The 24,756-nt window shown below is 69.4% G+C and carries 31 protein-coding genes and 1 other RNA gene; 11 read left to right on the forward strand and 21 right to left on the reverse strand.

Annotated elements, in window-relative coordinates:
* Positions 1-53: 53 nt before the first annotated feature.
* From WOA58_RS07935 to rnpB, 6 genes are all read right to left on the reverse strand, one after another.
* Complete coding sequence (locus WOA58_RS07935; RefSeq protein WP_340603642.1) at positions 54-1,007, reverse strand: metal ABC transporter permease; 954 nt, start codon at positions 1,005-1,007, stop codon at positions 54-56.
* Positions 1,004-1,750: a metal ABC transporter ATP-binding protein gene (locus WOA58_RS07940; RefSeq protein WP_340603643.1), complete on the reverse strand. Its 747-nt coding sequence runs from the start codon at positions 1,748-1,750 to the stop codon at positions 1,004-1,006. The genes WOA58_RS07935 and WOA58_RS07940 overlap by 4 nt, the downstream gene beginning before the upstream one ends.
* A gap of 66 nt (positions 1,751-1,816) precedes the next feature.
* Complete coding sequence (locus WOA58_RS07945) at positions 1,817-2,800, reverse strand: metal ABC transporter substrate-binding protein (RefSeq protein WP_340603644.1); 984 nt, start codon at positions 2,798-2,800, stop codon at positions 1,817-1,819.
* Between the two features lie 292 nt (positions 2,801-3,092).
* Positions 3,093-3,773: a metal-dependent transcriptional regulator gene (locus WOA58_RS07950; protein WP_390220696.1), complete on the reverse strand. Its 681-nt coding sequence runs from the start codon at positions 3,771-3,773 to the stop codon at positions 3,093-3,095.
* Between the two features lie 31 nt (positions 3,774-3,804).
* Entirely contained in the window at positions 3,805-4,731 is a 927-nt protein-coding gene (locus WOA58_RS07955) for a cation diffusion facilitator family transporter (protein ID WP_340603645.1), read from the reverse strand.
* Positions 4,732-4,900: 169 nt separating this feature from the next.
* An RNA gene (gene rnpB, locus WOA58_RS07960) (RNase P RNA component) lies at positions 4,901-5,251 on the reverse strand.
* Positions 5,252-5,356: 105 nt separating this feature from the next.
* On the opposite strand from rnpB, the gene WOA58_RS07965 reads away from it, so the two are divergent.
* A complete protein-coding gene (locus tag WOA58_RS07965; protein ID WP_340603646.1) occupies positions 5,357-5,968 on the forward strand; it encodes a TIGR00296 family protein in 612 nt (203 codons plus the stop codon).
* 5 nt (positions 5,969-5,973) lie between these two features.
* Here the strand turns inward: WOA58_RS07965 and WOA58_RS07970 are convergent, their stop codons facing one another.
* Together WOA58_RS07970 and WOA58_RS07975 are read right to left on the reverse strand one after the other, a co-directional pair.
* Positions 5,974-7,113 (reverse strand): nicotinate phosphoribosyltransferase, encoded by a 1,140-nt coding sequence (locus WOA58_RS07970; RefSeq protein ID WP_340603647.1) that lies wholly within the window; start codon positions 7,111-7,113, stop codon positions 5,974-5,976.
* Between the two features lie 39 nt (positions 7,114-7,152).
* Entirely contained in the window at positions 7,153-8,709 is a 1,557-nt protein-coding gene (locus WOA58_RS07975) for an Hvo_1808 family surface protein (RefSeq protein WP_340603648.1), read from the reverse strand.
* A gap of 78 nt (positions 8,710-8,787) precedes the next feature.
* On the opposite strand from WOA58_RS07975, the gene WOA58_RS07980 reads away from it, so the two are divergent.
* A complete protein-coding gene (locus WOA58_RS07980) occupies positions 8,788-9,360 on the forward strand; it encodes a cysteine hydrolase family protein (protein WP_340603649.1) in 573 nt (190 codons plus the stop codon).
* 53 nt (positions 9,361-9,413) lie between these two features.
* On the opposite strand, the gene WOA58_RS07985 is transcribed toward WOA58_RS07980, so the two are convergent.
* Positions 9,414-9,863: a PaaI family thioesterase gene (locus WOA58_RS07985; protein ID WP_340603650.1), complete on the reverse strand. Its 450-nt coding sequence runs from the start codon at positions 9,861-9,863 to the stop codon at positions 9,414-9,416.
* A gap of 30 nt (positions 9,864-9,893) precedes the next feature.
* Positions 9,894-10,709 (reverse strand): hypothetical protein, encoded by an 816-nt coding sequence (locus WOA58_RS07990; protein ID WP_340603651.1) that lies wholly within the window; start codon positions 10,707-10,709, stop codon positions 9,894-9,896.
* Positions 10,710-10,761: 52 nt separating this feature from the next.
* Here WOA58_RS07990 and WOA58_RS07995 point away from each other — a divergent pair, with 52 nt between their 5' ends.
* Both WOA58_RS07995 and WOA58_RS08000 read left to right on the forward strand, forming a co-directional pair.
* A complete protein-coding gene (locus tag WOA58_RS07995; RefSeq protein ID WP_340603652.1) occupies positions 10,762-11,448 on the forward strand; it encodes a lipoate--protein ligase family protein in 687 nt (228 codons plus the stop codon).
* 24 nt (positions 11,449-11,472) lie between these two features.
* Positions 11,473-12,774, forward strand: coding sequence for a dihydroorotase (locus tag WOA58_RS08000; RefSeq protein WP_340603653.1), 1,302 nt, complete (start codon positions 11,473-11,475; stop codon positions 12,772-12,774).
* Positions 12,775-12,787: 13 nt separating this feature from the next.
* Here WOA58_RS08000 and WOA58_RS08005 read toward each other — a convergent pair whose 3' ends face one another.
* Entirely contained in the window at positions 12,788-13,450 is a 663-nt protein-coding gene (locus WOA58_RS08005; RefSeq protein WP_340603654.1) for a DUF5806 family protein, read from the reverse strand.
* Positions 13,451-13,525: 75 nt separating this feature from the next.
* Here WOA58_RS08005 and WOA58_RS08010 point away from each other — a divergent pair, with 75 nt between their 5' ends.
* On the forward strand, positions 13,526-13,894 hold the full coding sequence (locus tag WOA58_RS08010) for a universal stress protein (RefSeq protein WP_340603655.1): 369 nt from the start codon (positions 13,526-13,528) through the stop codon (positions 13,892-13,894).
* Positions 13,895-14,431: a GNAT family N-acetyltransferase gene (locus tag WOA58_RS08015; RefSeq protein WP_340603656.1), complete on the forward strand. Its 537-nt coding sequence runs from the start codon at positions 13,895-13,897 to the stop codon at positions 14,429-14,431. It begins immediately after the preceding gene.
* On the opposite strand, the gene WOA58_RS08020 is transcribed toward WOA58_RS08015, so the two are convergent.
* A complete protein-coding gene (locus tag WOA58_RS08020; RefSeq protein WP_340603657.1) occupies positions 14,428-14,880 on the reverse strand; it encodes a universal stress protein in 453 nt (150 codons plus the stop codon). The genes WOA58_RS08015 and WOA58_RS08020 overlap by 4 nt on opposite strands.
* Before the next feature lie 80 nt (positions 14,881-14,960).
* Here WOA58_RS08020 and WOA58_RS08025 point away from each other — a divergent pair, with 80 nt between their 5' ends.
* Both WOA58_RS08025 and WOA58_RS08030 read left to right on the forward strand, forming a co-directional pair.
* Positions 14,961-15,416, forward strand: a complete 456-nt coding sequence (locus WOA58_RS08025; RefSeq protein WP_340603658.1) for a universal stress protein — start codon at positions 14,961-14,963, stop codon at positions 15,414-15,416.
* Positions 15,417-15,466: 50 nt separating this feature from the next.
* The gene (locus tag WOA58_RS08030; protein ID WP_340603659.1) at positions 15,467-16,636 is read left to right on the forward strand and encodes a DHH family phosphoesterase; all 1,170 of its coding nucleotides are present in this window, start codon (positions 15,467-15,469) and stop codon (positions 16,634-16,636) included.
* Here the strand turns inward: WOA58_RS08030 and WOA58_RS08035 are convergent.
* Together WOA58_RS08035 and WOA58_RS08040 are read right to left on the reverse strand one after the other, a co-directional pair.
* On the reverse strand, positions 16,619-17,209 hold the full coding sequence (locus WOA58_RS08035) for an arsinothricin resistance N-acetyltransferase ArsN1 family B (RefSeq protein ID WP_340603660.1): 591 nt from the start codon (positions 17,207-17,209) through the stop codon (positions 16,619-16,621). The genes WOA58_RS08030 and WOA58_RS08035 overlap by 18 nt on opposite strands.
* Positions 17,210-17,245: 36 nt before the next feature.
* Positions 17,246-17,941 (reverse strand): hypothetical protein, encoded by a 696-nt coding sequence (locus WOA58_RS08040; protein WP_340603661.1) that lies wholly within the window; start codon positions 17,939-17,941, stop codon positions 17,246-17,248.
* Between the two features lie 107 nt (positions 17,942-18,048).
* Here WOA58_RS08040 and WOA58_RS08045 point away from each other — a divergent pair, with 107 nt between their 5' ends.
* Positions 18,049-18,870: a BtpA/SgcQ family protein gene (locus tag WOA58_RS08045; RefSeq protein ID WP_340603663.1), complete on the forward strand. Its 822-nt coding sequence runs from the start codon at positions 18,049-18,051 to the stop codon at positions 18,868-18,870.
* A gap of 70 nt (positions 18,871-18,940) precedes the next feature.
* Here the strand turns inward: WOA58_RS08045 and WOA58_RS08050 are convergent, their stop codons facing one another.
* From WOA58_RS08050 to WOA58_RS08060, 3 genes are read right to left on the reverse strand one after another with little or no spacing between them, the layout of a single operon-like run.
* Positions 18,941-19,378, reverse strand: a complete 438-nt coding sequence (locus tag WOA58_RS08050) for a DUF5807 family protein (RefSeq protein ID WP_340603664.1) — start codon at positions 19,376-19,378, stop codon at positions 18,941-18,943.
* Positions 19,375-19,803, reverse strand: a complete 429-nt coding sequence (locus tag WOA58_RS08055) for a DUF7112 family protein (RefSeq protein WP_340603666.1) — start codon at positions 19,801-19,803, stop codon at positions 19,375-19,377. Before WOA58_RS08055 ends, WOA58_RS08050 begins: the two co-directional genes overlap by 4 nt.
* 9 nt (positions 19,804-19,812) lie before the next feature.
* Positions 19,813-20,217 (reverse strand): 30S ribosomal protein S6e, encoded by a 405-nt coding sequence (locus tag WOA58_RS08060; RefSeq protein WP_340603667.1) that lies wholly within the window; start codon positions 20,215-20,217, stop codon positions 19,813-19,815.
* 111 nt (positions 20,218-20,328) lie between these two features.
* Here WOA58_RS08060 and WOA58_RS08065 point away from each other — a divergent pair, with 111 nt between their 5' ends.
* The gene (locus WOA58_RS08065) at positions 20,329-21,582 is read left to right on the forward strand and encodes an MBL fold metallo-hydrolase (RefSeq protein ID WP_340603669.1); all 1,254 of its coding nucleotides are present in this window, start codon (positions 20,329-20,331) and stop codon (positions 21,580-21,582) included.
* On the opposite strand, the gene WOA58_RS08070 is transcribed toward WOA58_RS08065, so the two are convergent.
* On the reverse strand, positions 21,548-21,724 hold the full coding sequence (locus WOA58_RS08070; protein WP_340603670.1) for a hypothetical protein: 177 nt from the start codon (positions 21,722-21,724) through the stop codon (positions 21,548-21,550). The two genes, WOA58_RS08065 and WOA58_RS08070, sit on opposite strands and share 35 nt — an antisense overlap.
* A gap of 87 nt (positions 21,725-21,811) precedes the next feature.
* Here WOA58_RS08070 and WOA58_RS08075 point away from each other — a divergent pair, with 87 nt between their 5' ends.
* On the forward strand, positions 21,812-22,210 hold the full coding sequence (locus tag WOA58_RS08075; protein WP_340603751.1) for a hypothetical protein: 399 nt from the start codon (positions 21,812-21,814) through the stop codon (positions 22,208-22,210).
* Positions 22,211-22,504: 294 nt separating this feature from the next.
* On the opposite strand, the gene WOA58_RS08080 is transcribed toward WOA58_RS08075, so the two are convergent.
* From WOA58_RS08080 to WOA58_RS08090, 3 genes are read right to left on the reverse strand one after another with little or no spacing between them, the layout of a single operon-like run.
* Positions 22,505-23,509 carry a cytochrome b/b6 domain-containing protein gene (locus tag WOA58_RS08080; RefSeq protein ID WP_340603671.1) on the reverse strand — a complete coding sequence of 335 codons (1,005 nt, stop codon included), beginning with the start codon at positions 23,507-23,509 and terminating at the stop codon, positions 22,505-22,507.
* Positions 23,506-24,084 (reverse strand): hypothetical protein, encoded by a 579-nt coding sequence (locus tag WOA58_RS08085; protein ID WP_340603672.1) that lies wholly within the window; start codon positions 24,082-24,084, stop codon positions 23,506-23,508. Before WOA58_RS08085 ends, WOA58_RS08080 begins: the two co-directional genes overlap by 4 nt.
* Positions 24,081-24,755: a 4Fe-4S dicluster domain-containing protein gene (locus WOA58_RS08090; RefSeq protein WP_340603673.1), complete on the reverse strand. Its 675-nt coding sequence runs from the start codon at positions 24,753-24,755 to the stop codon at positions 24,081-24,083. The genes WOA58_RS08085 and WOA58_RS08090 overlap by 4 nt, the downstream gene beginning before the upstream one ends.
* Between the last annotated feature and the right edge of the window lies 1 nt (position 24,756).

Here is a 24,756-nt window from a genome sequence, read left to right on the forward strand (position 1 = left end):
GGAGCCATTACTTCGTGTTCGGCGACTCTAACGCAAGTACCTTGTGACGCCGGTCATCGGTTCAGGGCGACGGCACCGAGATAGAGCGCGATCGCGACGAGGACGATCATCGCGCCGGTCGCGATCGACCAGTAGTACGACAGCAGGATGCCGCCGATCACCGCCGCCTCGCCGAAGGCGACCGATAGCAGTAGTCCGTGGTTGAAGCTGTCGGTGACCTGCATGGCGGCCGCGACGGGGATAACGAGCATCCCCGCGACGAGGATCGCCCCGAGGATCTGCATCGCGGCGACGACCACCAGCGCGGTGAGGACGATCAGGAGGGTGTCGTAGAGCCAGACGTTGATCCGCGCGAGGCGGGCGGCCTCGCGGTCGAAGGTGATGAAGAGCAGCTGCTTGTGGGTCAGCGCGACCGTCCCGATGACCACCAGCGTCAGCCCGGTCATCAGCTGGACGTTCTCGAAGGGGACGAAGAGGATGTCGCCGAAGAGGTAGCTTTCGACCGTGCGCCCGAAGGTCACCCCGTAGGAGATGACGGCGATCCCGAAGGCGAACCCGCCGGTGAGCATGATCGCGATCGGCACGTCGCCGTGGGTGTCGGTGTGCGTCGAGAGGTACTGGATGCCCAGCGCCGCGGCCGCCGCGACGATCAGCGCGACCAGCAGGGGGTAGTTGGCCCACTCGACGACGCTTCCCAGAAAGAGGCCGACGGCGACGCCGCCGAAGGCGGTGTGGGCGAGCGCCTCGCCGATCAGCGCCATCTGGCGGTTGACCAGATACACGCCCACCAGCGGCGCGGTGATCCCGATGAGGATCCCCGCGGTGAAGCCCCGCTGGAGGAAGCCGCTACAGACCAGCCAGGTGTCCGTTGCGGAGCAGGCGGTCCCCCAGAAGGCCTCGTAGGCCGGCGGGAAGAGGACGCCGATCAGCAGGTAGAAGGCGGCGATCGCCAGCGGGGCCCCCAAAACGGCTCCGGCGATCTGCCGACGCGAGACGGCGGCGTTCATGAGCGGATGCCGCCCGCCAGCGGCCGGCTACTCCGCCCGTAGGCCCGCTCGAGTGCGTCGCTCTCGAGGAACGACTCGGTGGAACCGTGGTGGTAGAGCTCGCCGTTGATGCAGACCACCGTGTCGACGTGCTCGGTGACGACGCCGATGTCGTGTTCGATCAGCAGGATCGTGATTCCCGACTCGTTGAGCTCCTCGAGCAGGTCGTAGAAGGCGTCCCGCGAGTCGGCGTCGACCCCCACCGTGGGTTCGTCGAGCGCGAGCAGGTCCGCCTCGCAGGCCAGCGCCCGGGCGATGTAGACGCGCTGTTTCTGCCCGCCCGAGAGCTCGTTGACCCGCTTCTCGGCGAGGTCGGCGATTCCGACGCGTTCGAGGGCCTCGTCGACGATCCGCGCGTCCTCGTCGGTCAGCCGCCGGAGGCCCGCGTGGGGGTACCGGCCCATCCTGACGACCTCGCGGACCGTGATCGGCATGACCTGATCGGCCTCGGTCGACTTCTGGGAGACGTAGCCCAGTCGGGTGCCGTCCGAGAACGAGGTCGCGGGCTCGCCGAACAGCCGGACCGACCCCGAATCGGGCTCCATCAGGCCGAGCATGACCTTGACCAGTGTCGTCTTGCCCGAGCCGTTCGGGCCGATCAGCCCGACGAACTCGCCGGCCTCGACCGACAGCGAGACGTCCTCGAGGACCGGCTGCTCGCCGTAGGCGAACCCCACACCCTCGACGTCGACGACGGTGTTCATCGTTCCCCACTCATGGTTTCGATGTGTCTACCGAGATGTTTCGAGGTATTCGTCCTTTCGCATGAGTCATCGGGCGTCGAGCGCTCGTGCGAGCGAGTCGAGGTTGATCTCGCGCTGGTGTTCGAGATAGCCCCAACCGTCCTCGAGCTGTTCCTCGGTCGTGCCCTCGATCGGCGACAGCGGCAGGATCTCCGTGTCCGTCTCTTCGGCGAGGGACTCCGCGAGCGTGCGGGGCTCGTACATGTCGTAGAGGATGTACTCGATGTCGTGCTCGGCGATGAGCGCCTCGACCTCCTCGATGTCGGCCGCCGAGGCCTCGTCGTCGGGCGAGGTGCCCACGGGCGAGTGGATCTCGAAGTCGTACTCGTCCCACCACCACTGGTAGGAGTCGTGGCTGCCGACGACGACCTCGTTTCGCTCCGCGTCGTCGACGAGCCCAACGAACTCCTCGTGAAGCGCCTCGAGCTCCTCGACGAACGCCTCGCCGTTCTCCTCGTAGCTCTCGGCGTTGTCGGGATCGAGCTCCGAGAGAGCGTCGACGACGTTCGGGACCCCCTCCTGCATCGACCGGGGGTTCATCCAGAAGTGCTCGTCGTTGGTCTCGGCGGGGCTGTCGATGAACTCGATGCCCTCCGAGAGATCGACGACGATCGTGTCCTCGTCGTCCCCGAGGCTGTCGGCGGCGTCGTCCTGCCAGCTCGTGAACTCGCGAGTATAGACGAACATGTCGGCGTTCTCGATCCCCTCGACGGTGCCGGGATCGGGGTCCCAGTCGTGGCCGTGTTCGCCGACGGGCACGAGGTCCTCGACGTCCACCGAATCGCCCGCGACCTGTCGGGTCACGTCGAACGGCATGAAGAAGGAGGCCGCGGCCGAGTGCTCGGCATCGTCGCCACCCTCGCCGCCCGCCTCGTCGCCGCCGACCCCCTCGTCCTCGCCGTTCTGTGGGTCCTCGCCCACACATCCGGCCAGCGCGAACCCCGCGACCCCGGCACTCGAGGCGAGCACGCTCCGGCGCGATACGTCCCGTCGGTTCCGTTTCGTCGTCATCGGCCGATATTTAGGTATGGCTAACTAAATAGTTTCTCGTTGCTAATCAGTTACCGACCAGGGATCGAAAGAAACCTCGAACGCATGGCGGACCGCGTTCGGTCCGTGGATCACACGACTGCCAGAGTCGCCATGGCGGACATGGCGTGGAGGAGCTCATCCGGTATCGGCCTCGGCCGTTCGGTCACGATGCGACCGTCATCGGGCGCGTGCGGATCACCTCCACGCCATTTGGTTTAGGCTGATCTAATTTATAGATTTTGTACGTCTAACTAGAGTTCGGTCGAGCGGCTCAGCCGCCGGCCGTCTGAACGGGCGCGACCCGGACGTGGCGCGCGACGTCCTCGGGTAGCGAGGTCGTTGCCCCGTTCTCGACCCGAACCGTCACCATCCCGAAGGGCGCGACCTCCTCGACGGTCAGCGGGACGCCGGGGTTGACGCCGTGCTCCGAGAGGTACTCGAGGACCTCGGGGTCGCGGTCGCTGACCTCGCGGACCTCGACGACGGTGCCCTCCTCGCACTCGGCGAGCGCCTCGCCGGTGGGCTCGGTGGGGGGCTCGAGGTCGGCGTTCGGGATCGGCGCGCCGTGGGGGTCGACCGTCGGGTCCTCGAGGGTCGCCGCCACGCGCTCCTCGAAGGCCTCGCTGATGTGGTGTTCCAGCCTGTCGGCCTCGTCGTGGACCTCGCTCCAGGTGAAATCGAGGTGTTCGGTGAGGTAGGCCTCGAGCAGGCGATGGTGGCGGATCACCTCCAGGGCGACGCGCTCACCCTCGGTGGTGAGCGAGACGCCCTTGTACTTCTCGCGCTCGGCCAGTCCCCGCTCCTCGAGCTTCGAGAGCATGCTCGTCACCGTCGGGGGCGTCACGTCGAGATGCTCGGCGATCGCCGAGGTCCGGACGCGCTCGTCGCTCCCCTCGTGTTGGAGCTGGTAGATGCCTTTGAGGTAGTCCTCCATGACGGCACTGAGCATCATCGCTCGTATTAGACGCGCCGAATTCCTAAGTCTATCGCTGTCGAACCCCGTCGGCGTCGTAGCAGTCGGGCTCGACGGGGTGCTCGTAGGCCGGCGACTCGGTCTGGATCGTCGCGTGGTCGACCCCGAAACGGTCGTGGAGCGCCGACCGGGAGCGCTCGAGGACGGCGTCGGAGTCGACACCCTCGCGTACCACCAGATGGGCCGAGAGGGCGTAGCGGTTCGAGGAGAGCGCCCAGACGTGGACGTCGTGGACGTCCTCCACCCCATCGAGATCCGCGAGGAACGAGCGGACCTCGCCGACGTCGACGTCGCCCGGCGTGCCCTGCAGGAGGATGTTCAGGCTGTCGCCGAGCAGACCTCGAGTGGAGTAGAGGATCACCGCCGAGATCAGGACGGCGAAGAGAGGGTCGAGGATCAGGTAGTCGGTGTAGAGCAGCGCGACCCCGACGAGGACGGTGGCGACGCTGCTGCCGGCGTCGGCGATCAGGTGGAGGAAGGCCCCGCGGACGTTGAGGTTGTCCCGATCGCCCATCAGCACGTAGGCGGCCGCGAGGTTCGCCGCGAGCCCGACGAGACCGACGACGACGATCACCTCCGGTTGGACGGCCGGCGGGTCCCGGAACCGGCCGACCGCCTCGTAGAGGATGTATCCCACCGTCACCACGAGCAGGAGGCCGTTCGCGAGCGCCGCGAGCACCTCCGTGCGCTGGTAGCCGTAGGTCCGCTTCTCGTCGGCCGGTCGGGTCGCTACCCAGGCCGCCAGCAGGGCGAGCCCGAGGCTCGCGCTGTCGGTGAGCATGTGGATCGCGTCGGCCAGCAGCGCCAGCGAGCCCGCATACAGCGCGCCCGCGAGCTCGAAGACGAAGAAGACCGTGTTGATGAGCAGCGCGATCGCGAGGGCGCGCCGGCCGTGGCCGCCGTGGTCGTGGTCGTGACCGTGGCCGTGGCCGCTCACCGCGCGATCACGGAGCGGGGACTCCGGGGGCTCATGGTCGACCCTTGGCTCCCGTCTTCTATTAACCGCGCGGCCAATTCGGCGGCGTTTTTAGCTAGTCTCTAGTATCTCGATGGAGATAGGTTAATAACTCCCGGCGAACACCCGCGGGTACGGGTCGATAGAAACCGGCTGAGGGGAGTAAGCCCCCTTCTGTTCGGCCCGGCATTCGGCTGAGCGCCCGCCCCGTGTGTCCGGGCTACCGTAGCGGCGTGAACCGCCGCGTGGAGCGGGCTTGCACCGGCGAGGGTGGCCGTTCCATCCGTTCTCCCCCGTCGAGGCTCGGTCGGTGACTCCCCGCCCTCTCGGGTCGGGTTCGCGGACCTCATCGCTCGGGGGGAGGGGTATCGTTTCTGTTCCAGTGCCGACGGTCTCCCGTCCCGGGCTTGCGCCCGGTCGCCTGCCCGGACGGTGGGGGGACTTTCCTCGCTAGCGTGGTTCCGTCCGGAACCACGCACGCGGTGGCCGGGCTCCCTCTACCGACTCGTCCTACACGGCTGGGGAGGATAAGTCGTTCGCACGGGCCGCGTCTGACGCTCTGCTCCAAACAGAAGCCTTGAAGGCGGACACTTCCTATATAGAGGATATGTCCGAGGCCCAGACCGTACGTCTTAGCTATGAGGACGGCATCCGAGCCGTCGAGCTGGCGCGCGAGGCGATCGAGTCCTACGTCAGTCACGGCCAGCGCGAGCAGCCCGGAAGCATGCGCGAGGCCTTCTACCAACGGACCGGTGCGCTCGTTCGAATCGAGTCGACACGCGGTCGCGGGAGCCTCCGGGGCTGTGCCGGAACCTATCAGACGAACGATCACCTGGGCCACGCCATCGTCGACGCCGCGATCACCGCCGCGAGCGACGACTCGTGTGGCTCCGAGCTCAACGCCGCCGAGCTCGGTAGCGTGGTCGTCTCGACCTGCATCGTCCGGGACGTGCTGCTGACCGACGACCCGCTGGCCGACCTGGAGCTCGGCCACCACGGGGTCGCGGTCGATGCCGGCGACAAGGGTGGCTGGCTCTACCCCACGATCCCGACCGAGAACGACTGGAGCGCCCGCGAGTATCTCGATCGCACCTGCCGGAAGGCCGGCCTCCCGCCGACCGCCTGGCAGGACGACGACGTGATGGTCGTGCTGTTCAGCGGCGAGGTGTTCCGCGAGCGCGAGCCCAACGGCTCGATCGAGCACCGCTCGAACCTGTAACCGGCTCAGAGGACGTCCGCGGCGTCCTCGCCCAATCGTTCTGCCGCCGCGTCGATGTCGAACTCCCGGACGACCTCCCCACCCTCGAGCAGCGGCTTCAACAGCGCCTCCCCGCCCTCGGGGTCCTCCCGGCCGGCGAGCCCGACGTGGTGGCCCCCCTCCGTCCGGTAGACCTCCTTTATTCCTGGTAGCTTCCCGCGCTTGGAGATCGGCTCGCCGTCGATCTCGACGATGTCGAGCGCGAAGTCGACCGGGTCGGCGCTCGTGATCGCGCTCCCGACGCCGAAGCCGTCGACCACGTCCCGGAGCTCGCGTAGCTGGTCGGGTCCGAGCCCGCCCGAAACGAAGATCCCGACGTCCTCGTGGCCCCGCGAGTCGAGATGCCAGCGCAGCTCCCGGAGGATGTGTCGGAAGTCACCCCGGCGCGAGGAGGTGGTGTCGATACGCACGCTGTCGAGGTCGTCGCCCAGCGCCGCCACGGCCCCGAGGACCTCCTCGACCTCGTCGGAGAAGGTGTCACAGAGCGCGACCCGGGGGACCGACTCGTCGACGGCCTCGTCGAACGCCCGGAACGCCGCCTCCTGCTCGCCGCGCCCGAAGCAGAGCAACAGCGCGTGGGGCATCGTCCCGCCGGCCTCCCGGCCCAGCAGCTCCCCGGCGGCGACGTGCGAGATGCCGTCGAGGCCGGCGACCAGCGCCGAGCGCTCGACGACCGGCGCGAGCATCGGGTGGAGATGCCGGGCGCCGAAGGAGAGCACCTGCGAGTCGGGAGCCGCCCGCCGGACGTCGAGGGCGGCGCTGGTGAAGGCGCTCGCCTGCGAGAGGAAGCCCAGGATCGAGGTCTCGAAGCGCGCGAACTCCAGATAGGGGCCCTCGATGCGCATCACTGGCCCGCCGTCGAACAGCCGCCCCTCGCGGATGGCGTGGACGTCGAGGTCGCGGCCCGAGAGCAGGTTCGCGACGTCCTTCACGCCGCCCAGCGCCTCGAACTCCCCCGTGGGAAACTGGTCGGCGGTCACCTCGGCGACGACGTCCGGGTTCCTGCCCGCGCCTTCGAGGGTCGTCTCGGTGCGCAGGAAGTAGGCATCGGTCGCCGAGCCGTCGAGGACCGACTCGGGGGCGAGCGTGTCGAAGGGATCGTCCATGCCCCGGGTTCGGGGGGCGACCTCGAAAAAACCAGGTGGTTAGCGCCGCCGGACGAGGAGGGCGACGGCGATCGCGAGCGCAGCGAGCGCGGCGCCGACCCCGAAGCCGGGCAGCTCCTCGCTTCCGGCGTCGTCCTCGTCCGCGTCGGGCTCAGCGTCCTCATCGGTTTCGGGCGCGCCCTCGTCGGTGCCGGGCTCGGCGTCCGCCGAGACCTCCGCGAGCGAGTCGACGTCGGGCGCGTGGGTGATCGTCACCGTGTCGTCCTCGACGCTCACGTGATACGCCCCTTCGTAGCCGCCGTCGTCGACGACGTAGGTGTCGTCCTCGGCGCGCTCGCCGCCCCAGTACTCGATAAGGTCGTCGAAGCCGCCCGCGAAGGTCTCCGCGTCTTCGGGGCCCTCCCATGCCAGCGTCCAGACGTAGCCGAGCTCGTCGCCGTCGGCGTAGGCGTGCAGCCGGTCGCCGTCCCAGCCGGTCGCGTACTCGCTGCCGTAGTCGAAGGCGCCGTAGGCCGGGGGTTCCGTGCCCTCGTAGGCGAACCAGTCGTCGGCGGGCAGCACCCAGTCCTGCCCGCCGCTGTCGTAGAGCGGGTTCGCGAACATCGTCGTGATCGCGGCCATCCCCATCCGGTCGTGGTCGGGGCCGCCCTCGGGCTCGATGCGCTCCCAGTCGCCCGAGTGGGAGTCCTCGATCGTCACCTCGCGGGGCTCCTCGTCGGGGTAGGCGTCGGGGTCGATCACCTGCTCGGCGGTCGCGGGCGGCTCGTCGTAGAGCGCGTCGACGGCGTCCCAGCCGCCCTGCTCGTGGACGTGCTCGATGAATGCCGGGCCGGCGTCGTACGGGAAGAACTCCAGGACGAGCAGCCCGACGTTCGCGGGCTGTTCGGGCCCGTCGCCCTCGTCGGCGCCGGGCTCGGCACCCTCGGGGATCACGCACTCCCAGTCGGCCTCGCAGCGCTCGGCGTACAGCGTCTCGACGTAGACCGCGTCGCCCTCGATCAGCCCGAGGTCGGCGCCCGAGCCGTCCTGGGTCGTCCGGTCGTACTCGGCGATCCCCCATTCGTCGTCCTGGTAGGCGTGGAAGAGCTCGTGGGCGAGGGTGATCTCGTTCACCCGTGCTTGTTCGCCCTCGCTCACGAGGACGATCTCGCCGGTCGCCGACGAGTAGAAGCCGGCGACGGAGGCGTCGAGGTTCTCGGCCTGGACGTCGGCGGCGTCCTCGTCGCCCCCGACGAGGAACAGCGCCTGCAGGCGCGCGTTCTCGAAGGCGGCCTGCTCCTCGGTCGGGTCGACGCCCATGCCGGCGTACTCCTCCCGGAACTCCTCGCGGGTGACGACCGTCACGGGCGGGCGCTCATCGAACTCGACGTCACGGACCTCCTCGACGCGGACCATCGAGCGCTCGACGACCGCCTCGAGCTCCTCGTCGGTGAGCTCGTCGTCGGCCCCGAGCCCGAGCTCGTCGTCGGGTTCGTACTCGTTCCAGTGAGCCTGGGCGCTCGCGGGCTCGACCGGGGTCGGCGCGAGGGGCGCGACGCTTCCGGCGGCGAGCAGGCAGAACGCGAGGGCGACGAGGAGGACCGCGGGACGGCGCATACCCACCCGTCGGACCGGGGGAGGAAAAACCATGCGCCGTGCCACACAGTTACGGTTCCCCGGACTCCAGTAGAGGGTATGCGATTCGATCCCGACTCGACGGCGCTCGTCGTCGTCGACATGCAGAACGGCTTCTGTCACGAGGAGGGGAGTCTCTACGCGCCCGCGATCGGGGAGGCGATCGAGCCCGTCGGCGACGTGATCGAGACCGCCCGTGAGGTCGGCGCGCAGGTGCTCTACACCCGGGACGTCCACCCGCCGGGCCAGTTCGACGGGAACCACTACTACGACGAGTTCGAGCGCTGGGGCGAGCACGTCGTCGAAGGATCGTGGGAGGCCGAGATCGTCGAGGCGCTCGAACCCGAGGAGGGCGACCACGTCGTCGAGAAACACACCTACGACGCGTTCTACGAGACCGAGCTCGAGGGCTGGCTCACCGCCCGCGGGATCGACGACCTGGTGATCTGTGGCACGCTGGCGAACGTCTGCGTCCTCCATACGGCCGCAAGCGCCGGGCTGCGCGACTTCCGGCCCGTCGTGGTCGAGGACGCGCTGGGCTACATCGAGGAGGACCACCTGGAGTACGCCGTCGAGCACTCCGAGTGGCTGTTCGGCGAGGCGACGACCAGGGCGGGGCTCGAGTTCGAGTGAGGCCGGGAGGCGCCCGCGACGGTTGGCGGCGGTTCGACGCGAGCACGTCGCGCCTACCGAAACAGCCGGTAGGCGCCCTGGCCGGTTGCGATGGACTTCGGGCCGTCGTCGGTCTCGCTCTCGACGGTGATCTCGCTGACGCCGACCGACCGTCCCGAGCGGACCACCTCCGCGGTCGCCCGCAGGTCGTCGGTCGCGCGTTCGAGGTAGTTGACGTTCAGGTTGATCGTCGCCACCCCGCCCTCCAGCGGGTCGTCGAGGGTCGTCCGCAGCGCCAGCCCGCCGGCGGTGTCGATCAGCGTGGCGGCGACCCCGCCGTTGACCTCCGGGCGGACGTCCCGGCCCTCGGGATGGGCGTTGGTGAGCTTGTCGTCGTAGGGGATCGACATGACCATTCGACCCTCCTCCAGCTCGTCGACGCCCGCCCCGAGCCACGAGAGGAACTCGTGGTGCTCGTCGATGTACTCCTGGAGAAACGCGCCGTCGACGGCGATGTCGGTCATACGCCCAGTCCAGAGCCCGAGGACTTGTACTCACCGGCCTCGGATCGCGACCTCGATCCGGTCGCCGATCGAGAACTCGTGGCCCGGACAGACGAGCTTCGCGCCGAGCGTCTCCCGGCCGGCGAACAGCGAGAGTCCGGTGATCGCCTCGCCGTTCGCGCGGACCTCGATCGGGTCCCACGCTACGTCGCGCCCCTCGGCGAGACCGACCCGCTCGCCGAGCAGTTCGATCGGTCCCGACGCGCCCGCGAGCGCCCCGCCGCCCTCGTAGTGGGGCAGGCCGCCGTCGAGCGCCGTTTCCCCTGAACCGGCGGCGATCCCCGCGAATCGGTCGCCGGGTGCAGGATGGGCCGGCGAGTCGAGCACGACGAACGTCTCGCCGACGGCGATCACGCGTCCCGTCCCGTCCCACGCGACCGGCTCGACCGCCGTTTCGAGCTCTATCGGGAGCGACCCTGAGGCCCGATAGGGGTTCGTGTCGGGCGCGCGAAACCCCAGGTGAACGTGGTCGTCGACCCAGGGCGCGAAGAAGCCCGCGCGGAGGGTGGTTCCCAACGGGTCGCCGACCTCGATACGGTCGCCGGCCGCGACCGCGGGATCGACGTGGAGGATCCGGGCGATTCGCTCCCCGCAGTCGATCAGGAGCAGGTGGTCGTTCTCGGGCGCGTAGGGTTTCTGCGGGGCGCGAACCGTCCGGGTCTCGAGCACCTCGCCGGCGACGGGACTCGGCGCGCCCTCGGCGGGGTAGAGGTCGATCGCGCACCCCCGGTCGTGGGCCGGGTACGGCGAGTTGTACAGCGAGAAGCGGGGGTAGCGCGAGAGGACCTCCGCGGAAAGGACGACCATGACCGGGGGATTCGGGCGCGGGGGTTTAGCCCCGTCGCCTTCTAGAGGGCGCATGCGCGTGGTTCGTGGACGGGCGGGCTCCCTCGAGGCGGACCGGCGACTGACGCGGGAGCTGCTCGACAGGGCGGGCGAGACCCGCGAGCCCGCAGTCCGGGTCTGGACGCCCCACAGGCAGCTCGCGTTCGGCCGGCGGGACGCGAACGAACCGGGCTATGGGGAGGCCCGGCGAATCGCCGAGGAGCGCGGATTCGAGCCGGTCGAACGAAGCGTCGGCGGCCGGGCGGTCGCCTACGCCGGGTCGACGCTGGCGTTCGCCCGCGCGGTTCCGATCGAGGACGCTCGGACGGGGCTGGACGAGCGCTATGACGAGGCGGCCGACCGGGTGCGAGAAGCTCTGGCCGACCTCGGGGTCGCGGCCGAGCGGGGCGAACCCCCCAATAGCTTCTGTCCGGGCGCCCACTCGCTGTCGAGCGACGGGAAGATCGTCGGGATCGCCCAGCGCGTTACCAACAGAGCTGCGCTCGTCTCCGGGGTCGTGATCGTCGCGGATCGCGGGGAGATCAGGGGCGTCCTTTCTCCCGTGTACGACGCCCTCTCGATCCCCTTCGACCCCGACTCGGTGGGCAGCGTCGCCCGCGCGGGCGGGCCGGACGATCCCGTGCGGGTCGTGCGGGCGATCGAGGAGCGACTGGTCGGCGACGCTTCGCGGGAGATCGAACGGGCCGACCGAAAACCGTAGGCCGCGGGGCCCGAGAGAGGGGGTATGCTCATCGCGAACGCCACGCTCGCGAACGGCCGGACGGTCGACGTGCGGGTCGAGGGCGAACGGATCGACGCCGTCGGTTCCCTAGGGGGCGAGCCCGACGTCGACGCCGACGGGAAGCTGCTCCTGCCGGGCGCGATCGACGCCCACGTCCACTTCCGCGAGCCGGGCTTTCCACACAAGGAGACCTGGGAGACGGGGTCGAGGAGCGCCGCCGCGGGCGGGGTCACGACGGTCGTCGACCAGCCCAACACCGACCCGCCGACGGTCGACGGGGCGGGCTTCGACGGGAAGGCCGAGCTGGCCCGCGAGTCGTACGTCGATTACGGGATCAACGGCGGCGTGATCGAGGACTGGGATCCCGACGAGCTGTTCGACCGCCCGCTGTTCGCCCTCGGGGAGGTCTTCCTGGCCGACTCGACCGGTGAGATGGGGATCGACGCCGAACTGTTCGAGGAGGCGGTCGGGCGGGCCGCCGCGGAGGACGTGACCGTCACCGTCCACGCCGAGGACGCGACGCTGTTCGACGAGGACGCCCTCTCGAACGCGGGCGAGGGGGTCGGCCGCGACGCGGACGCCGACGCCTGGAGCACCTACCGGAGCGCCGACGCCGAGGTCAGGGCGATCGAACGCGCCTGCGAGGTCGGCAGCGGGAGCGGCGCGCGGGTCCACGTCGCGCACACGACCACGCCCGAGGGGATCGACGCCGCGAGCGAGGCGGGCGCGACCTGCGAGGTCTGTCCCCACCACCTCTTCCTCTCCCGGGACGACCTCGACGACCTGGGGACCTACGGCCGAATGAACCCGCCGCTCCGGAACGAGGAGCGCAGGGAGGCGGTCTTCGAGCGGGTCCGGGACGGCACCGTCGACCTCGTCGCGACCGACCACGCGCCCCACACCCGCGAGGAGAAGGAGACGGGGATCCGTGAAGCGCCGAGCGGCGTCCCCGGCGTCGAGACGATGGTTCCCCTCCTGCTCGCGGCCGCCGAGCGCGGCGAGCTGAGCCGCGAGCGGGTACGGGACCTCACGGCGACGAACCCCGCACGGCTCTTCGAGCTGCCCCGGAAAGGGGAAGTCAGGGAGGGGATGGACGCCGATCTCGCGCTGTACGACCCCGAACGAGTGGAGACGATCCGCGGCGAGGCGCTGCACTCGAAGGCGGGTTGGACCCCCTTCGAGGGCCGCGACGGGGTCTTCCCCGAGCTGACGCTGGTCCGAGGGTCGGTCGTCTACGAGCGAGGCGAGGCGGACGGAAAGGACGAGGCGTTCGGCGGGGCGGTCGGCAGGAACGTCCGCGGGTAGCTGGCGGGCTGGCTCACTCCAGCTTCTCGCCGCAGTGGGGACAGACGTCGTGGTCATGGCCCGTCTCCTCGGCGCGCAGCTGCTCGCTCGAGCGGCGGACGTCGCGCATCACCTCCGAGATGCGGTCCTCGACGTCGAGCTCCTCGCTGACCGCCAGGTCCGCGCCCTCGACCTCGAGCAGGAACTTCGCGACCTCGGTGACCTCGTACATCAGATCGTCGAGCTCCTCGGCGGTGTAGAAGCCGCTCATCGCGCCGTAGAGGAAGGTCGCGCCCGACTTCGTCACCTTGTCGTCGAACGACGAGCGGGCCTGGTTGACGGCCTGGGGCGAGTAGGTGTCGGTCATAAAGGGCACGAGCTCCGGGAGGTTCTCACCGATCTTCGTCATCTCGACGCCGGTCTCGGTGCGGAAATCGGCACACAGGCGGGCGATCGCCCACTCGCGGGCGGTGACGTACGTGCGGTCCCGGAGGAAGCCGTTGACCCGGTCGTAGGCCGCGCCGTCCATCTTCGTGAAGCGGGCGTACCGGCGGACGTCCGCCGGGATCTCGGGCTCCTCCGCGTCCGCGTTTGCGGCCGGGTCGGGGCCCGAATCGTCGTTAGGCCCGTCGGCGTTCGCTCCGGCGTCGCGGGGCTCGTCGTCGGTCGTCTCGGGGTCCGAGGGGCGGTTGGGCATGGATGGGTTTTCGGAGGCGGGGGAAAAAGCGTATCGCCCGGTAGGCTTTTGCGAGGAGGCCCCGAACCGCCGGCTATGAGACTCCTGCTTGGTATCGGCGGTAGCGACGACTCCTGGCACGCGCTCACGCAGACGGCCGAGCGGGCGGCGGAGGCGGGCGACTCGTTGACCGTCGCGATCCTCGACAACCCGGACACGGAGATGAGCCCCGACGAGATCGAATCGAAGGTCGAGCGGACCCTCTCGGAGTACGACCTCGAACCCGACATCCGCCACCTCGAGGGCGATCCCGGCGCGATGCTCGTCGAGGAGGGCGACGGCGGGGAGTACGACCAGATCGTCATCGGCGGGGGCGAACGCAGCCCGATGGGCAAGATCCGGGTCGGGCAGGTCGCGGAGTTCGTCGTCCTGAACGCCGAAACCAGCGTCACCCTCGTCAGATAGATGCCCGACTACGACTATCCCGACGAGCCCGCGGGCCCGTTCGAGGCCCCGCCGATCGAGTTCGAGGACCGCGAGGGCCGCGATATCGAACTGCTCGTCTACGACGAGCGGTGGTTCGACGCGCTCTGTGAGATGTACGACACCTTCGACCCCTCGGACCGAGCCCAGGGGATCCCGCCGGCCCGCGAGGAGCGCGTGCGGAGCTGGCTCGACGTCATCCTCGACGAGGGCCAGGACGTGATCGCCGTCGACACCTCCGATGACGACGAGCGCGTGGTCGGCCACGCCACGCTCGTTCCCGACGGCGACGACGCGACCGAACTGGCGATCTTCGTCCACCAGGACTACCAGGGGGCGGGGATCGGCTCGCGGCTCATCCGCGCGCTGTTGGGCCACGGCGAGCGCGAGGGCGTCGAGAAGGTCTGGCTCACCGTCGAGCGCTGGAACCACCCCGCGGTGGGCCTCTACGAGTCGGTCGGCTTCGAGTCGAGCAGCGTGGAGAGCTTCGAGCTCGAGATGACCCTCCGGCTGCGCTAGGTCGAGAGGACGGGCTGGCTCGCGTACAGCAGGACGTACTCCGCGGCGCGTTCGAGGAGCTCGCCGGGGCCGTCGGTCGTCGGCTCCCGGGGGATGACGAGGAAGTCCGCCTCGACCGACTCCGCACAGTCGAGGACGGCGCTGCCGGGATGGCGGGTCTTCTGGGTCGGCGAGAAGCCGTAGGCGGTCGAGGTGTTGGCCTCGACGCCGGACTCCTCGGCGATCTCGGCAGTCCGCTCGACGAACGCGTCGGTCTCGGCCGCGACCGCGTCGTCGTCGACGCTGCCCGACTCGATCGCGCGCACGACCTCCTCGCCGAGGATGTAGACGACGTGGACCGACGCGTCGTACTTCTCGGCGATCGCGACGGCGTACTCGACCGCCGTGACCGACTCGTCGCTTCCGTCGACCGGAACGAGGACCGTCCCGACCGCGAGTGGCTCGCTCATGTGAACCACTGTGTCAGCCCGGGCCAAAAACCCATCCCCCCAGGAGATGGTTTTATCCTCCCCGCCGCGGTAGGGCCGGCATGTTCGATACCGTCGTCATCGCCACCGACGGCTCCGAGAGCGTCGCGCGCGCCGTGAACGTCGCGGCCGACCTCGCGAACCGGTTCGACGCCACCGTCCACGCGCTGTACGTCGTCGACAGCACGGAGGTCGACGCCTCGCCCGAGGGGCTCAAGGGCGACCTCCACGAGGCGCTCGAACGGCAGGGCGAGGACGCCCTCGAGACCGTCCGCGAGGCCGCCGGCGGCGAGGTCGTCACTGCCGTCCGCGAGGGCCGGCCCGTCGTCGAGATCTGCGAATACGCCCGCGATCACGACGTCGACGTCGTCGCCACCGGAACGAGGGGCCGCCACGGCGAGAACCGCCTCCTGCTCGGTAGCATCGCCGAGGGCGTCGTCCGGACCTGCCCCGTGCCCGTGCTGACCGTCCGCCAGCTCGAGGAGAGCGCTGACGCCGAATCCGCGGTCGGCGCCTGACTGGCGCCGGGAACCGGGGACGCTTTCCCTCCGGGCGCGCTGGATCGGCCATGGACGAGACCCTCATCGACGGCGACCTGCCGCTCTCCCGGAAGTCCGTGCTGCCGGGCACCGGCTTCTTCTACCCCGACGAGTTCGAGGAGGCCGCCGAGGACGCGGCCGCCGAGGAAGCGCTCGACGGCGTGGAGACCGCGGTCATCGCCGACCCCGACGCCGACGGGCTGGCCTGCGTGGCGATCCTCCGGGAACTGTACGGCGCGGCCGCACTGCTCCCGACGAGCCCCCACGAGATCGAGGACTCCCTCGAACGGGTCGCCGAGTACGGCGAGGAGGGGATCCGGCTGTTCGTCTGCGACCTCTGTCCCGACAAGTTCGAGTACGTCGACGAGGAGCTCGACGCCGCCGTCGGGACTGCGAGCGAGGTTCGCTGGTTCGACCACCACCAGTGGGACGACGAGGTGGCCGAAAGCGTCCGGGAGGCCGGTGCGGACCTCGTCGTCGGCGATAGCGACGAGGAGTGTACCGCCGACGTGGCGGTCCGGTCGCTCGATTTCGATGTTCCCCGCCACCTCGTCGAACTGGCGGCCGTCACCCGCGACCACGACCTCTGGCTGCGCGAGGACCCCCGCAGCGACGACCTGGCGGATTTCTCCTACTGGTCGGAACCCGAGGACTACGTCGAGGTCGTCGCCGAGCACGGCGCGGACCTCCCCGAGGAAGTGCTCGAGTTCCTCGCGGAGAAGCGCGTCGAGAAGGAGGCGCTGATCGAGCTGGCGGTGAAGCGAGGCGAGCTCAAGGAGATCGGCCCGTGGACCGTCGGCGTCACCTACGGGCGGTGTTCGCAGAACGAGGTCGCGGAAGCCATGCGCGAGCAGGGCGCGGACGCCTCGGTGATCGTCAAGCCCGCCGGGTCGGCGTCGATCCGCGGGACCGACGCGTTCGAGCGGTGCCACGAGGTCGCGGGGCAGGTCAACGGCGGGGGCCACCCGAAGGCCGCGGGCTGCAAGCCCGACATCTACGAGGACATGCTGGATTACGCCCACCACTGGACGACCCGCGGCGCGACGACCAAGCGGGTGATCCTGGAGGCCTTCCGGACGCTTGAGGCGGACGAGGAACGGGAAGCCGAGGGAGACGAGAGAGACGAGGAGAGCGAAGCGGAAGGCGGGGCGGACGAGGGCGAGGCGGCCGCAGGGGACGACTCAGCCCTCGAGGAGTGACGCGCCGGTCTCGACCGCGCCGTCGACGGTAGCGCCCGCGATCGCCGGGTACGGGGTCGGCGGCTCCGGGTCGGCCGGCCGGTCGTCGAGCGCCCGCTGATACCACCGGACGTCGTGCCACTCGCCGTCCTTGTGACCCACGTCGTGATAGGTGCCGACCGGCTCGAACCCGGTCGACTCGTGAAAGGTGGTGCTCGCGTCGTTGGGCAGCGCGATCCCGGCGTAGGCGTTGAAAAAGCCCTGCTCCTCCAACAGCTCGAACAGCGCGGCGTAGAGCGCGCGTGCGATCCCCCGACGGTGGTGATCGGGGTCGACGTAGACGGAGACGTCGACCGACCAGCGGTAGGCGTCACGATCCCTGTGGGCGCCGGCGTAGGCGTAGCCGACGACCTCCTCGGACTCGCAGACGAGCCACGGGTAGCGTTCGGTTTTCTTCGCGATCCGGGTCCCGACCTCGGTGGCGGTCGGCGGGTGGGTCTCGAAGGAGACGATCGAGTCCTCGACGAACGGGGCGTAGATACGGCGGATCGCGGCCGCGTCGTCGGCGGTCGCGGGCCGCAGCGTGAGCGACATACCACCCGCTCACGGCGGGGGGCGAAAAACCTTCCCTCACTCCCGGCGGGCGAGCAGGCGCAGGACGATCTGGAGGACGTGGACGAACACGCCCATGGCGGCGATATAGACCCCGATCCCGGCGAGGGTAGCGGGAAGGTCGCGACGCTCGCGCACGCGCCAGATCTCCCAGCCCAGCCGGAAGAGAAAGCCCGCGAGGATCAGGACGAACCCCGCGAGCAACAGGAGGGGTTCGACGAACGTGCCGACGGCGATGGCACCGATCCCGAGCAGGAAGGCGCCCATGGAGTAGGTCGACCACCGGTCGAACGACTTCGAGCGGGCGTAGACGTAGAGCGCGAGCAGGAGGGTCAGCCCGCCGGTGACGGCGGCAGTGATCGCGAGCGCGGTGAGCCGGAGTTCGGGCGGGGCGAAGGAGAGCACGCCCGCGCCGAAGGTGCCGAAGGCGCCCTGGAGGATCACCAGGCCGACGAGCGCCAGGGGACCGTTGCCGTTCGTCACGCCCCGTTCGGCCACCCATTCGCCGACGAACAGCGCCGCGCCGTAGACGAGCACGCCGAGGATCGGCGCCGAGAACAGCGCGTCGTTGACCGCCGCGAGCGGCGTCGTCGCGAGGACGGCCATCAGCAGGACGTTGAGCACCATCAGCGCGGTCGCGATGAAGACGACCTTCCACTCGCGCGTCGAGAGCAACAGCCCGCGGCGGGTCTCGCCGCGCGTCTCGTGGGACATGTCGGGCCCTACCCACCGGAGCGGAATAGGTCCCTCGGAGCCGTTCGTCTCCTGAGCTCGCCGGGAGCGAACGCGACGCTTAACTGCCGACCCCCGTATCGCCGTGTATGCACCTCGACGCGATCGGTGTCGAGAGGCCGATCGTCGGCATGGTCCACCTCGCCGCGCTCCCCGGCGCGCCGAAACACGACGGCGACTTCGAGGCGGTCCGCGAGGCCGCCGTACGCGACGCGCGCCGGCTCGAGGCGGGCGGGGTCGACGCCCTGATGGTCGAGAACTTCGGGGACGCGCCCTTCTACCCCGACGACGTGCCCAAACACGTCGTCGCGTCGATGACCCGGGTGGCGACCGAGCTCCGCGAGGCCGTCGACCTCCCGCTGGGGATCAACGTCCTGCGAAACGACGCCGCGGCCGCCCTCTCGGTCGCGAGCGCGACCGGTGCCGAGTTCGTCCGGGTGAACGTCCACGTCGGCGCGCGGGTGACCGACCAGGGGATCGTCGAGGGTCGGGCTCACGAGACCATGCGCCTGCGCGAGGCGCTCGAGAGCGACGTCGCCGTCCTCGCCGACGTCGACGTGAAACACTCCGCGCCGCTCGCTGAGCGCGCACCCGACGAGCCTGACGGAGAGGAGGTGGCCGAGGCGATCGGGCGCGGGCTCGCCGACGGGCTCGTCGTCAGCGGCGCCGGCACGGGCCACGCCGTCGCCGGCGACCGCCTCTCGGCGACGGTGGCGGCCCGCGACGAGCGGGGGCTGGACGCGCCGGTGTTCGTCGGCAGCGGGGTCACCGCCGAAACGGTCGGCGACGTGCTCACGGTGGCGGACGGGGCCATCGTCGGCACCGCGCTCAAGGAGGGTGCCGAGACGACCGCGTCCGTGGACGAAAAGCGGGTCCGGGAGCTCGTGGCTGCCGCCGACGAGGTCCGCTAGCGACCGCCTCGAGGTCGCTCATCGGGACGGCGGGGGGGGAACCCGTCGATAAACGGTTTGCGGGAACGAATCAGTCGGAACCGTCCGCGTCGCGCTCGCCGACGACCCAGCGATCCGAGAAGGCGGTGCCACACGAGCACTGGGCGTAGGCGTGGATCACGTCGCCCTCGGCGTACCGGCCGCCGACCTCCTCGTTCTGCTCCTCGGAGAAGGCGAAGGTGAAGCGGAACTCCGCGCTCCCGCAGGCGGGGCAGGTCCCTCCGGCGAGGTCGGTCTCGATCTCCCCTTCCTCGCCCATGGCCTCCTTCGCGAAGCCCATCGCGTCCTTCCCGGCGACTTTCGAGAAGGCGTTTCGCCCGCTCTCGCCGGGAACGACGAGCACGATCCCGTCCTCGACCTCCTCGCCGTAGTCGGCGAGCTTGCCCAGGTCGTCGACGACGTCCTCGGCGAGGTAGATCGCGACGTCCTCGTGGCGCTCGCCCGCCAGGAACTCCTCGAGCCGGCTCACGAGTCGGCGTCCTCCAGGTTCCGGGCGATGTTCGCGAGGCTCTCCTTCGGCTTCTCGACGGCCTCGTAGACCGCCTCCTCGCCGGGCTCGCGCAGCCCGTAGGCGAAGTCGGGTTCGATGACGTCGACCAGCACCGAGCCGTCGACGGACCGCCCGACGTCCTCGAGCCAGCTCCCGAGGTGGTCGGTCCCGGTGCGCTCGCGGGCCATGTCCGGGCTCTCGTAGGCGCCGCTGATGTGCGGGCCGTCGGCGAACCCGCCCTCGACTTTCGCGTGGTAGGTCGTCCCGTCGATCACGAGGCGGACGACCTCGCCCTCGGGCAGCGAACCCTCCGGGAGGTCGATGCGCTTGCGCGAGCCGCCGTGGCGCGCGACGGTCGCGCGCAGCGTCTCGACTGCCGGGTTCTCGCTCGAGATCCGATCCATGAAAGAGGGTTACTCGTCGTCGGCGTCCTCGCCGCCCTCGCCGAACGCGTCCTCGACGCTTCCGTCGCCGTAGGCCGAGATCTTGGCGTTGATCTGGACGACCTCCTCGCTGATCTCGCGACCGCGGACGGTGACGCGCTTTCGCTCGCCGTCGTGCTGGGGCTTGTAGCCGGTGCCGCCCGTGAGCAGGACCTGCTTGAGGTTCGGGCCCGAGACGTCGTCGCGGAGCGGACGACCCGCCCTGTCCGAGCCGCCGGTGAGCTCGAGCGAGTAGCCCGAGAGGCCCACCGAGTCCCCGTCGACCTCCTCGCCGAGGTCGCGGCCGAGGAACCGGTTCGCGTCCTGTCCGTCCACGTCGCGCTGGTAGGTCGCACCCGTTTCGGGGTCCGAGACGACGACCTTGAAGTCTGCCATGCCCGAAATCAGACGGGCGCGGGTAAAAAGGGTGTTGAACCGGCCTCGTTCCACCGAGTGAGGGTCTCACGTATCGACGGGCACAAACCGCCCGGGTTCCGATACGGGGTAATGGACATCGAGTTCCTCGGCGGCGCCGGGGAGATCGGGCGCAGCGCGGTTCTCATCGACGGGTCGCTGCTCATAGATTTCGGGATGAGCACCGACAACCCGCCGCGCCTGCCGCTCGACTGCGAGCCCGACGCCGTGGTCGTCTCCCACGGGCACCTCGATCACGCCGGGGCGGTGCCCGCGCTGCTCTCCGGCGAGGCACGCCCGCCAGTTCACTGGACACCCCCTACGGGGGAGCTCGCGACGACGCTCGCCCGCGACACCCTGAAGCTCCACGGGGGCTCCTACCGTTGTCCGTTCACCGAGACCGACGTCGCGCGGCTCACCCAGGTCTCGGAGACCCACGGCTACGGCGAGCCCTTCGAGGCCGCCGGCTACGAGGTCACCCTCTACAATGCGGGCCACATCCCCGGCAGCGCGCACGTCCTGATCAGCGACGGCGAGAGCCGGCTGCTCTACACCGGCGACTTCCACACCGACTCCCAACGGCTGGTCCCGGCCACGACCGCCCGGCCCGAGGCCGACCTCGTGATCTGCGAGAGCACCTACTCGGACGTCGAACACGATCCGCGCTCGGAGGTCGAGGAACGGTTCGCCGAGAGCGTCCGGACGACCCTCTGGGAGGGCGGCACCGTCGTCGTCCCCGCGTTCGCCATCGGACGGACACAGGAGCTGCTGCTGGTCTGTGCGGAGTACGACATCCCCTGTTACGTCGACGGGATGGGCAAAGGGGTGACGCGGATGCTGCGACGGCACCCGGGGTTCGTCCGGGACCCCGCGGCGCTCAAACGCGCGACCTCCCACGCCCGGTTCGTCACCGGCCGGGACGGCCAGCGGAAACGGATCGCCGAGCAGAACGCGGCGATCGTCACCACCAGCGGGATGCTGTCTGGGGGCCCGGCGATGACGTACATCCCCGAGATCAGGGGGAGCCCGGTCAACAAGATCGCGATGACGGGCTACCAGGTCGAGGGCACGCCCGGCCGCGAGCTGCTCGATACCGGCAGCGCGGAGATAGACGGCAGAGTGATGCCGGTCGCCGCGCGCGTCGAGTCCTACGACTTCTCGGCACATGCCGACCGCGAGGGGCTGCTATCGTTCCTCTCGAGCTACGAGGAGACGCCGATACTGGTGAACCACGGCGATCGGTGTGGGGCGTTCGCGGAGGAGCTTCGAGAAGGGGGGTACGAGGCGAGCGCGCCGGAGCTCGGCGAAGACGTCACAGTACCGTCGTCCAGGCGAGGGCAGCGATGAAGAGGCCGACCACGACCGCCGAGGCGATGTCGAGGGCGAATCCCCCCCGCCCGCGGATGTCGCGGGTCGTGAACGCGACCGCGAGCATCCCGCCCACCGCCATGAGCATGACGAGCGAGACGTACACGTAGTATTCTACCATACGTTCTGGCTACCCGCGCGTCTCACTAAGCGTTTCGGATGCCACGAGGGCAACAGCGTAATGGCTCCGCGCCGGCAAGTCGAGGGCATGAGAATGGAGCTGCGGGTGTGCAAGCACTGTTTCGACGGCGAACACGGCAACCCCCAGAAGACCACCGTCACGCAGGACATGGTCGAGTGCGCCAAACAGGTCCGCGAGTACAAGGACATGATCGGCCTCGAGAGCCTCTACATCACGATGGTCGAGGACGGCGACACGGGGGGTGCGGAGGCGCTGCCCGCCATCGTCGCGAGCATCGAGGGCAACCGGGTGAACCTCGCCGACACCCAGCTGGTGATGGAGGACGCCGACGGCAACATGCTGGTCTACCCCGAGCCGAAGGACATCCTCGAGGTCCTGACCCGAAACCTCGACCAGATCGACAGCCAGACGAGAAACGACGTGATGGTCGAGCTCTCCGAGGAGGCGACCGACATGGTCAACTGACCGGCCGCGAACGTTCGATCGACTCCACGACGGGAACGGCCGTCGAGGTGATCGATAGACCAATCCGGAGCGGAACCGGATTCGGCCCGAGAAACGGAGTCGTCTATCGAAAGTCGCCTTCGGGCGGGAACTAGCGCCGGGTCAGTCGGCGGTCGTGTCGCCGACGGACCTCGCTTCGACGGGAGCACTGCGCTTCGTTCGGCTCACCGCTATCCGACCGTTTTCCCGATATGGATCGCGCTCGTGTCACTCGCGCTTGCTTCCGGAAGGCTCGTCTCGCTCGCCTTCCGACGGTCACCTCGCGTCGCTCGGCTCGCCGCCGTCGGTCGCGGCCGCGCGTCGGTCCTCCCGTTCGATCTGGCGCATGTATCGCGCCCGGAGGACGTTGCCGTACATCGAGAGGAACAGCCCGACGAACAGCACGAGGATGCCGATATTCACGCCGACGGTCCGGAGCAGGCTGCCCTCGTCGAACACCAGCGTCTCGCTGATCGGGTAGCCGCCGTAGTCCATGCTCGCGATCAATACGCTGACGATCCCGATCAGCGTCAGTACGCCCATCACGTTCGTCACCCAGCCCCAGCTGGGTTTAAGTCGGAGGCGCTCGATGCCGGTCACCGACTCGCCCTCGGCCTCGCCGTGGAACTCGGGGGTGTCGGCCTTCGGCAGGAACGCCTTCATCTCGACCGGGTAGAACGCGGGGTGGAAGCCGTGCTCGAACGTGTGGAACATCACACCCATCATCATGATCACGCCCAGCAGGCCGTGGAAGCCGACGAAGGCGGTGACGACCGACTGGGAGTTGTAGAAGTCGATCAGCACCGACTGCTGCCAGATCAGTAGCCCGGAGACCATCAGCAGGATGAGCTCGACGGTGAAGATCGCGATGACGCCCTTGCCGATGTAGGAGATCAGCGGGATCTCGTCGGCCGAGTAGCCCGCGAACTGGCGGGCGTTGGGGTGGCGCTCGTCGACCATCCCGAAGGCGAACTTCACGTCCTGAACGAACGCCTGGATGTCGGCGAGGTTCGGGAGCACCGCGGTGATGCCCACCGAGCCACCCATCCGAAGCAGCATGTAGAGCACCCAGAAGGCGGTCAGGAAGATCAGCGCGAAGCCGGCGATCCGGTGGACCGCGAGCACGCCCTGGTTGCCGCCCATGAGCTCGACGAGCCACCACAGCTCGGCGTTGAACGCGACGGCGTAGCCCGTGAAGAAGAGGAGAAACACCGTCAGCGCGAGCAGCGAGTGGAACATCGTCGTCACGCGGGAGAACTTCCCGTGGTCGAGGTTGGTCATTCGGCCTCACCTCCATCGCTCGCGGGTCCGGCCCGCTCGCGGTCCCGAGGCGCTCCCGTCGGTCGCGCCTCGCTGCCTCCGTCGGATCGGAAATCCGACGAGGATCGCGATCCATTGGATCGCTCACCACCGTCCGTCGCGACGGCCTCGTCGCTCCGCCGGGGTGCGTCCGGCGGGCGCATACGCGCGGCCAGCCGGCGGAAGGCGATCCAGTGGACGAAGAACATCACGAGGATGCCCACGCCCATGAGCACGTCGGCGACGTGGACGAGCGTGATCATCCAATCGAGCGCGGGCAGGGTGTTGCCCTGGACCCACGCCGCGCCGACGCCGCCGCCCTCGATCGTCGGCGAGACCCGGTTGAGCGCCTCGAAGTGGATGCCCCGAATGCCGACCAGCCAGACCGACCCCACCGCGATGACGAGCGCGAGGACCCCGCTGGTCCAGAACGCCGCCCGGTCCGAGAGCCCGCGGCGCACCTCGGTGGGCTCGTTCGGATCCTCTGCGGCGGCGACCTCGGTCTCGGAGTCAGGATCCGTGTCCGCGTCGGCCTCGGAACCCTGGCCGTCGCTCATTGGTCGAACATCCTCGCGTCGTCGCCGAAGATGATCTCCATCGCCGTCTCGTTGAAGAACGCGCCGCTGTCGCGCTTCTCGAGCTCGTCGGCGATCTGGCCCGACGAGCCGACGAGGATCGCGTTGGTCGCACACTCCTCGGCACAGGCCGGTCCCTGGCCGGCGTCCTGGCGCTCCTCACAGCCGGTACACTTGTCCATCACGCCACCCGAGCCGACGACGGCGTTGAGGCCGTCCTCGCTCTCGGGGAACTGGGGCGCGCCGAACGGGCATCCGGAAAGGCAGTACTGACAGCCGATACAGAGGTCGTCGACGACCTCGACGAACTCGTTGTCCTTCTTCTGGAGGGCGTCGGTCGGGCAGACCGAGACACAGGGGGCGTTCTCGCAGTGATAACACTGCATCGGGAGGTGGGTCTCGCCCGGGTTCGCGCCCTCGTCGATCGCCCGGGTCTGGTGGCCGTTGAACCCCTCGTCGGCCTCGTGGCCCTCGAGCATCGTCGTGATGTCGATGCGCTGGTTGCTGATCTCGACGTCCCAGGTGCGTTTGCAGGCGACCACGCAGCCGCCACAGTCGATACAGGCCTCGACGTCGGGGAAGATCCGCATCCCCTCGCCGGTGCTCATCACGCCGTTGCTGAGTCTCGCTTCCGTCGGTTCGTTCGTTGACATT

This window comes from Halalkalicoccus tibetensis (assembly GCF_037996645.1).
Taxonomy (GTDB): domain Archaea; phylum Halobacteriota; class Halobacteria; order Halobacteriales; family Halalkalicoccaceae; genus Halalkalicoccus; species Halalkalicoccus tibetensis.

Excerpts from the sequence above, each read along its gene's own strand:
- WOA58_RS07935 (WP_340603642.1), bottom strand. The coding sequence starts at position 1,007 with ATGAACGCCGCCGTCTCGCGTCGGCAGATCGCCGGAGCCGTTTTGGGG.
- WOA58_RS07940 (WP_340603643.1), bottom strand. The coding sequence starts at position 1,750 with ATGAACACCGTCGTCGACGTCGAGGGTGTGGGGTTCGCCTACGGCGAG.
- WOA58_RS07945 (WP_340603644.1), bottom strand. The coding sequence starts at position 2,800 with ATGACGACGAAACGGAACCGACGGGACGTATCGCGCCGGAGCGTGCTC.
- WOA58_RS07950 (WP_390220696.1), bottom strand. The coding sequence starts at position 3,773 with ATGATGCTCAGTGCCGTCATGGAGGACTACCTCAAAGGCATCTACCAG.
- WOA58_RS07965 (WP_340603646.1), top strand. The coding sequence starts at position 5,357 with ATGTCCGAGGCCCAGACCGTACGTCTTAGCTATGAGGACGGCATCCGA.
- WOA58_RS07970 (WP_340603647.1), bottom strand. The coding sequence starts at position 7,113 with ATGGACGATCCCTTCGACACGCTCGCCCCCGAGTCGGTCCTCGACGGC.
- WOA58_RS07975 (WP_340603648.1), bottom strand. The coding sequence starts at position 8,709 with ATGCGCCGTCCCGCGGTCCTCCTCGTCGCCCTCGCGTTCTGCCTGCTC.
- WOA58_RS07980 (WP_340603649.1), top strand. The coding sequence starts at position 8,788 with ATGCGATTCGATCCCGACTCGACGGCGCTCGTCGTCGTCGACATGCAG.
- WOA58_RS07985 (WP_340603650.1), bottom strand. The coding sequence starts at position 9,863 with ATGACCGACATCGCCGTCGACGGCGCGTTTCTCCAGGAGTACATCGAC.
- WOA58_RS07990 (WP_340603651.1), bottom strand. The coding sequence starts at position 10,709 with ATGGTCGTCCTTTCCGCGGAGGTCCTCTCGCGCTACCCCCGCTTCTCG.
- WOA58_RS07995 (WP_340603652.1), top strand. The coding sequence starts at position 10,762 with ATGCGCGTGGTTCGTGGACGGGCGGGCTCCCTCGAGGCGGACCGGCGA.
- WOA58_RS08000 (WP_340603653.1), top strand. The coding sequence starts at position 11,473 with ATGCTCATCGCGAACGCCACGCTCGCGAACGGCCGGACGGTCGACGTG.
- WOA58_RS08005 (WP_340603654.1), bottom strand. The coding sequence starts at position 13,450 with ATGCCCAACCGCCCCTCGGACCCCGAGACGACCGACGACGAGCCCCGC.
- WOA58_RS08010 (WP_340603655.1), top strand. The coding sequence starts at position 13,526 with ATGAGACTCCTGCTTGGTATCGGCGGTAGCGACGACTCCTGGCACGCG.
- WOA58_RS08015 (WP_340603656.1), top strand. The coding sequence starts at position 13,895 with ATGCCCGACTACGACTATCCCGACGAGCCCGCGGGCCCGTTCGAGGCC.
- WOA58_RS08020 (WP_340603657.1), bottom strand. The coding sequence starts at position 14,880 with ATGAGCGAGCCACTCGCGGTCGGGACGGTCCTCGTTCCGGTCGACGGA.
- WOA58_RS08025 (WP_340603658.1), top strand. The coding sequence starts at position 14,961 with ATGTTCGATACCGTCGTCATCGCCACCGACGGCTCCGAGAGCGTCGCG.
- WOA58_RS08030 (WP_340603659.1), top strand. The coding sequence starts at position 15,467 with ATGGACGAGACCCTCATCGACGGCGACCTGCCGCTCTCCCGGAAGTCC.
- WOA58_RS08035 (WP_340603660.1), bottom strand. The coding sequence starts at position 17,209 with ATGTCGCTCACGCTGCGGCCCGCGACCGCCGACGACGCGGCCGCGATC.
- WOA58_RS08040 (WP_340603661.1), bottom strand. The coding sequence starts at position 17,941 with ATGTCCCACGAGACGCGCGGCGAGACCCGCCGCGGGCTGTTGCTCTCG.
- WOA58_RS08045 (WP_340603663.1), top strand. The coding sequence starts at position 18,049 with ATGCACCTCGACGCGATCGGTGTCGAGAGGCCGATCGTCGGCATGGTC.
- WOA58_RS08055 (WP_340603666.1), bottom strand. The coding sequence starts at position 19,803 with ATGGATCGGATCTCGAGCGAGAACCCGGCAGTCGAGACGCTGCGCGCG.
- WOA58_RS08060 (WP_340603667.1), bottom strand. The coding sequence starts at position 20,217 with ATGGCAGACTTCAAGGTCGTCGTCTCGGACCCCGAAACGGGTGCGACC.
- WOA58_RS08065 (WP_340603669.1), top strand. The coding sequence starts at position 20,329 with ATGGACATCGAGTTCCTCGGCGGCGCCGGGGAGATCGGGCGCAGCGCG.
- WOA58_RS08070 (WP_340603670.1), bottom strand. The coding sequence starts at position 21,724 with ATGGTAGAATACTACGTGTACGTCTCGCTCGTCATGCTCATGGCGGTG.
- WOA58_RS08075 (WP_340603751.1), top strand. The coding sequence starts at position 21,812 with ATGAGAATGGAGCTGCGGGTGTGCAAGCACTGTTTCGACGGCGAACAC.
- WOA58_RS08080 (WP_340603671.1), bottom strand. The coding sequence starts at position 23,509 with ATGACCAACCTCGACCACGGGAAGTTCTCCCGCGTGACGACGATGTTC.
- WOA58_RS08085 (WP_340603672.1), bottom strand. The coding sequence starts at position 24,084 with ATGAGCGACGGCCAGGGTTCCGAGGCCGACGCGGACACGGATCCTGAC.
- WOA58_RS08090 (WP_340603673.1), bottom strand. The coding sequence starts at position 24,755 with ATGTCAACGAACGAACCGACGGAAGCGAGACTCAGCAACGGCGTGATG.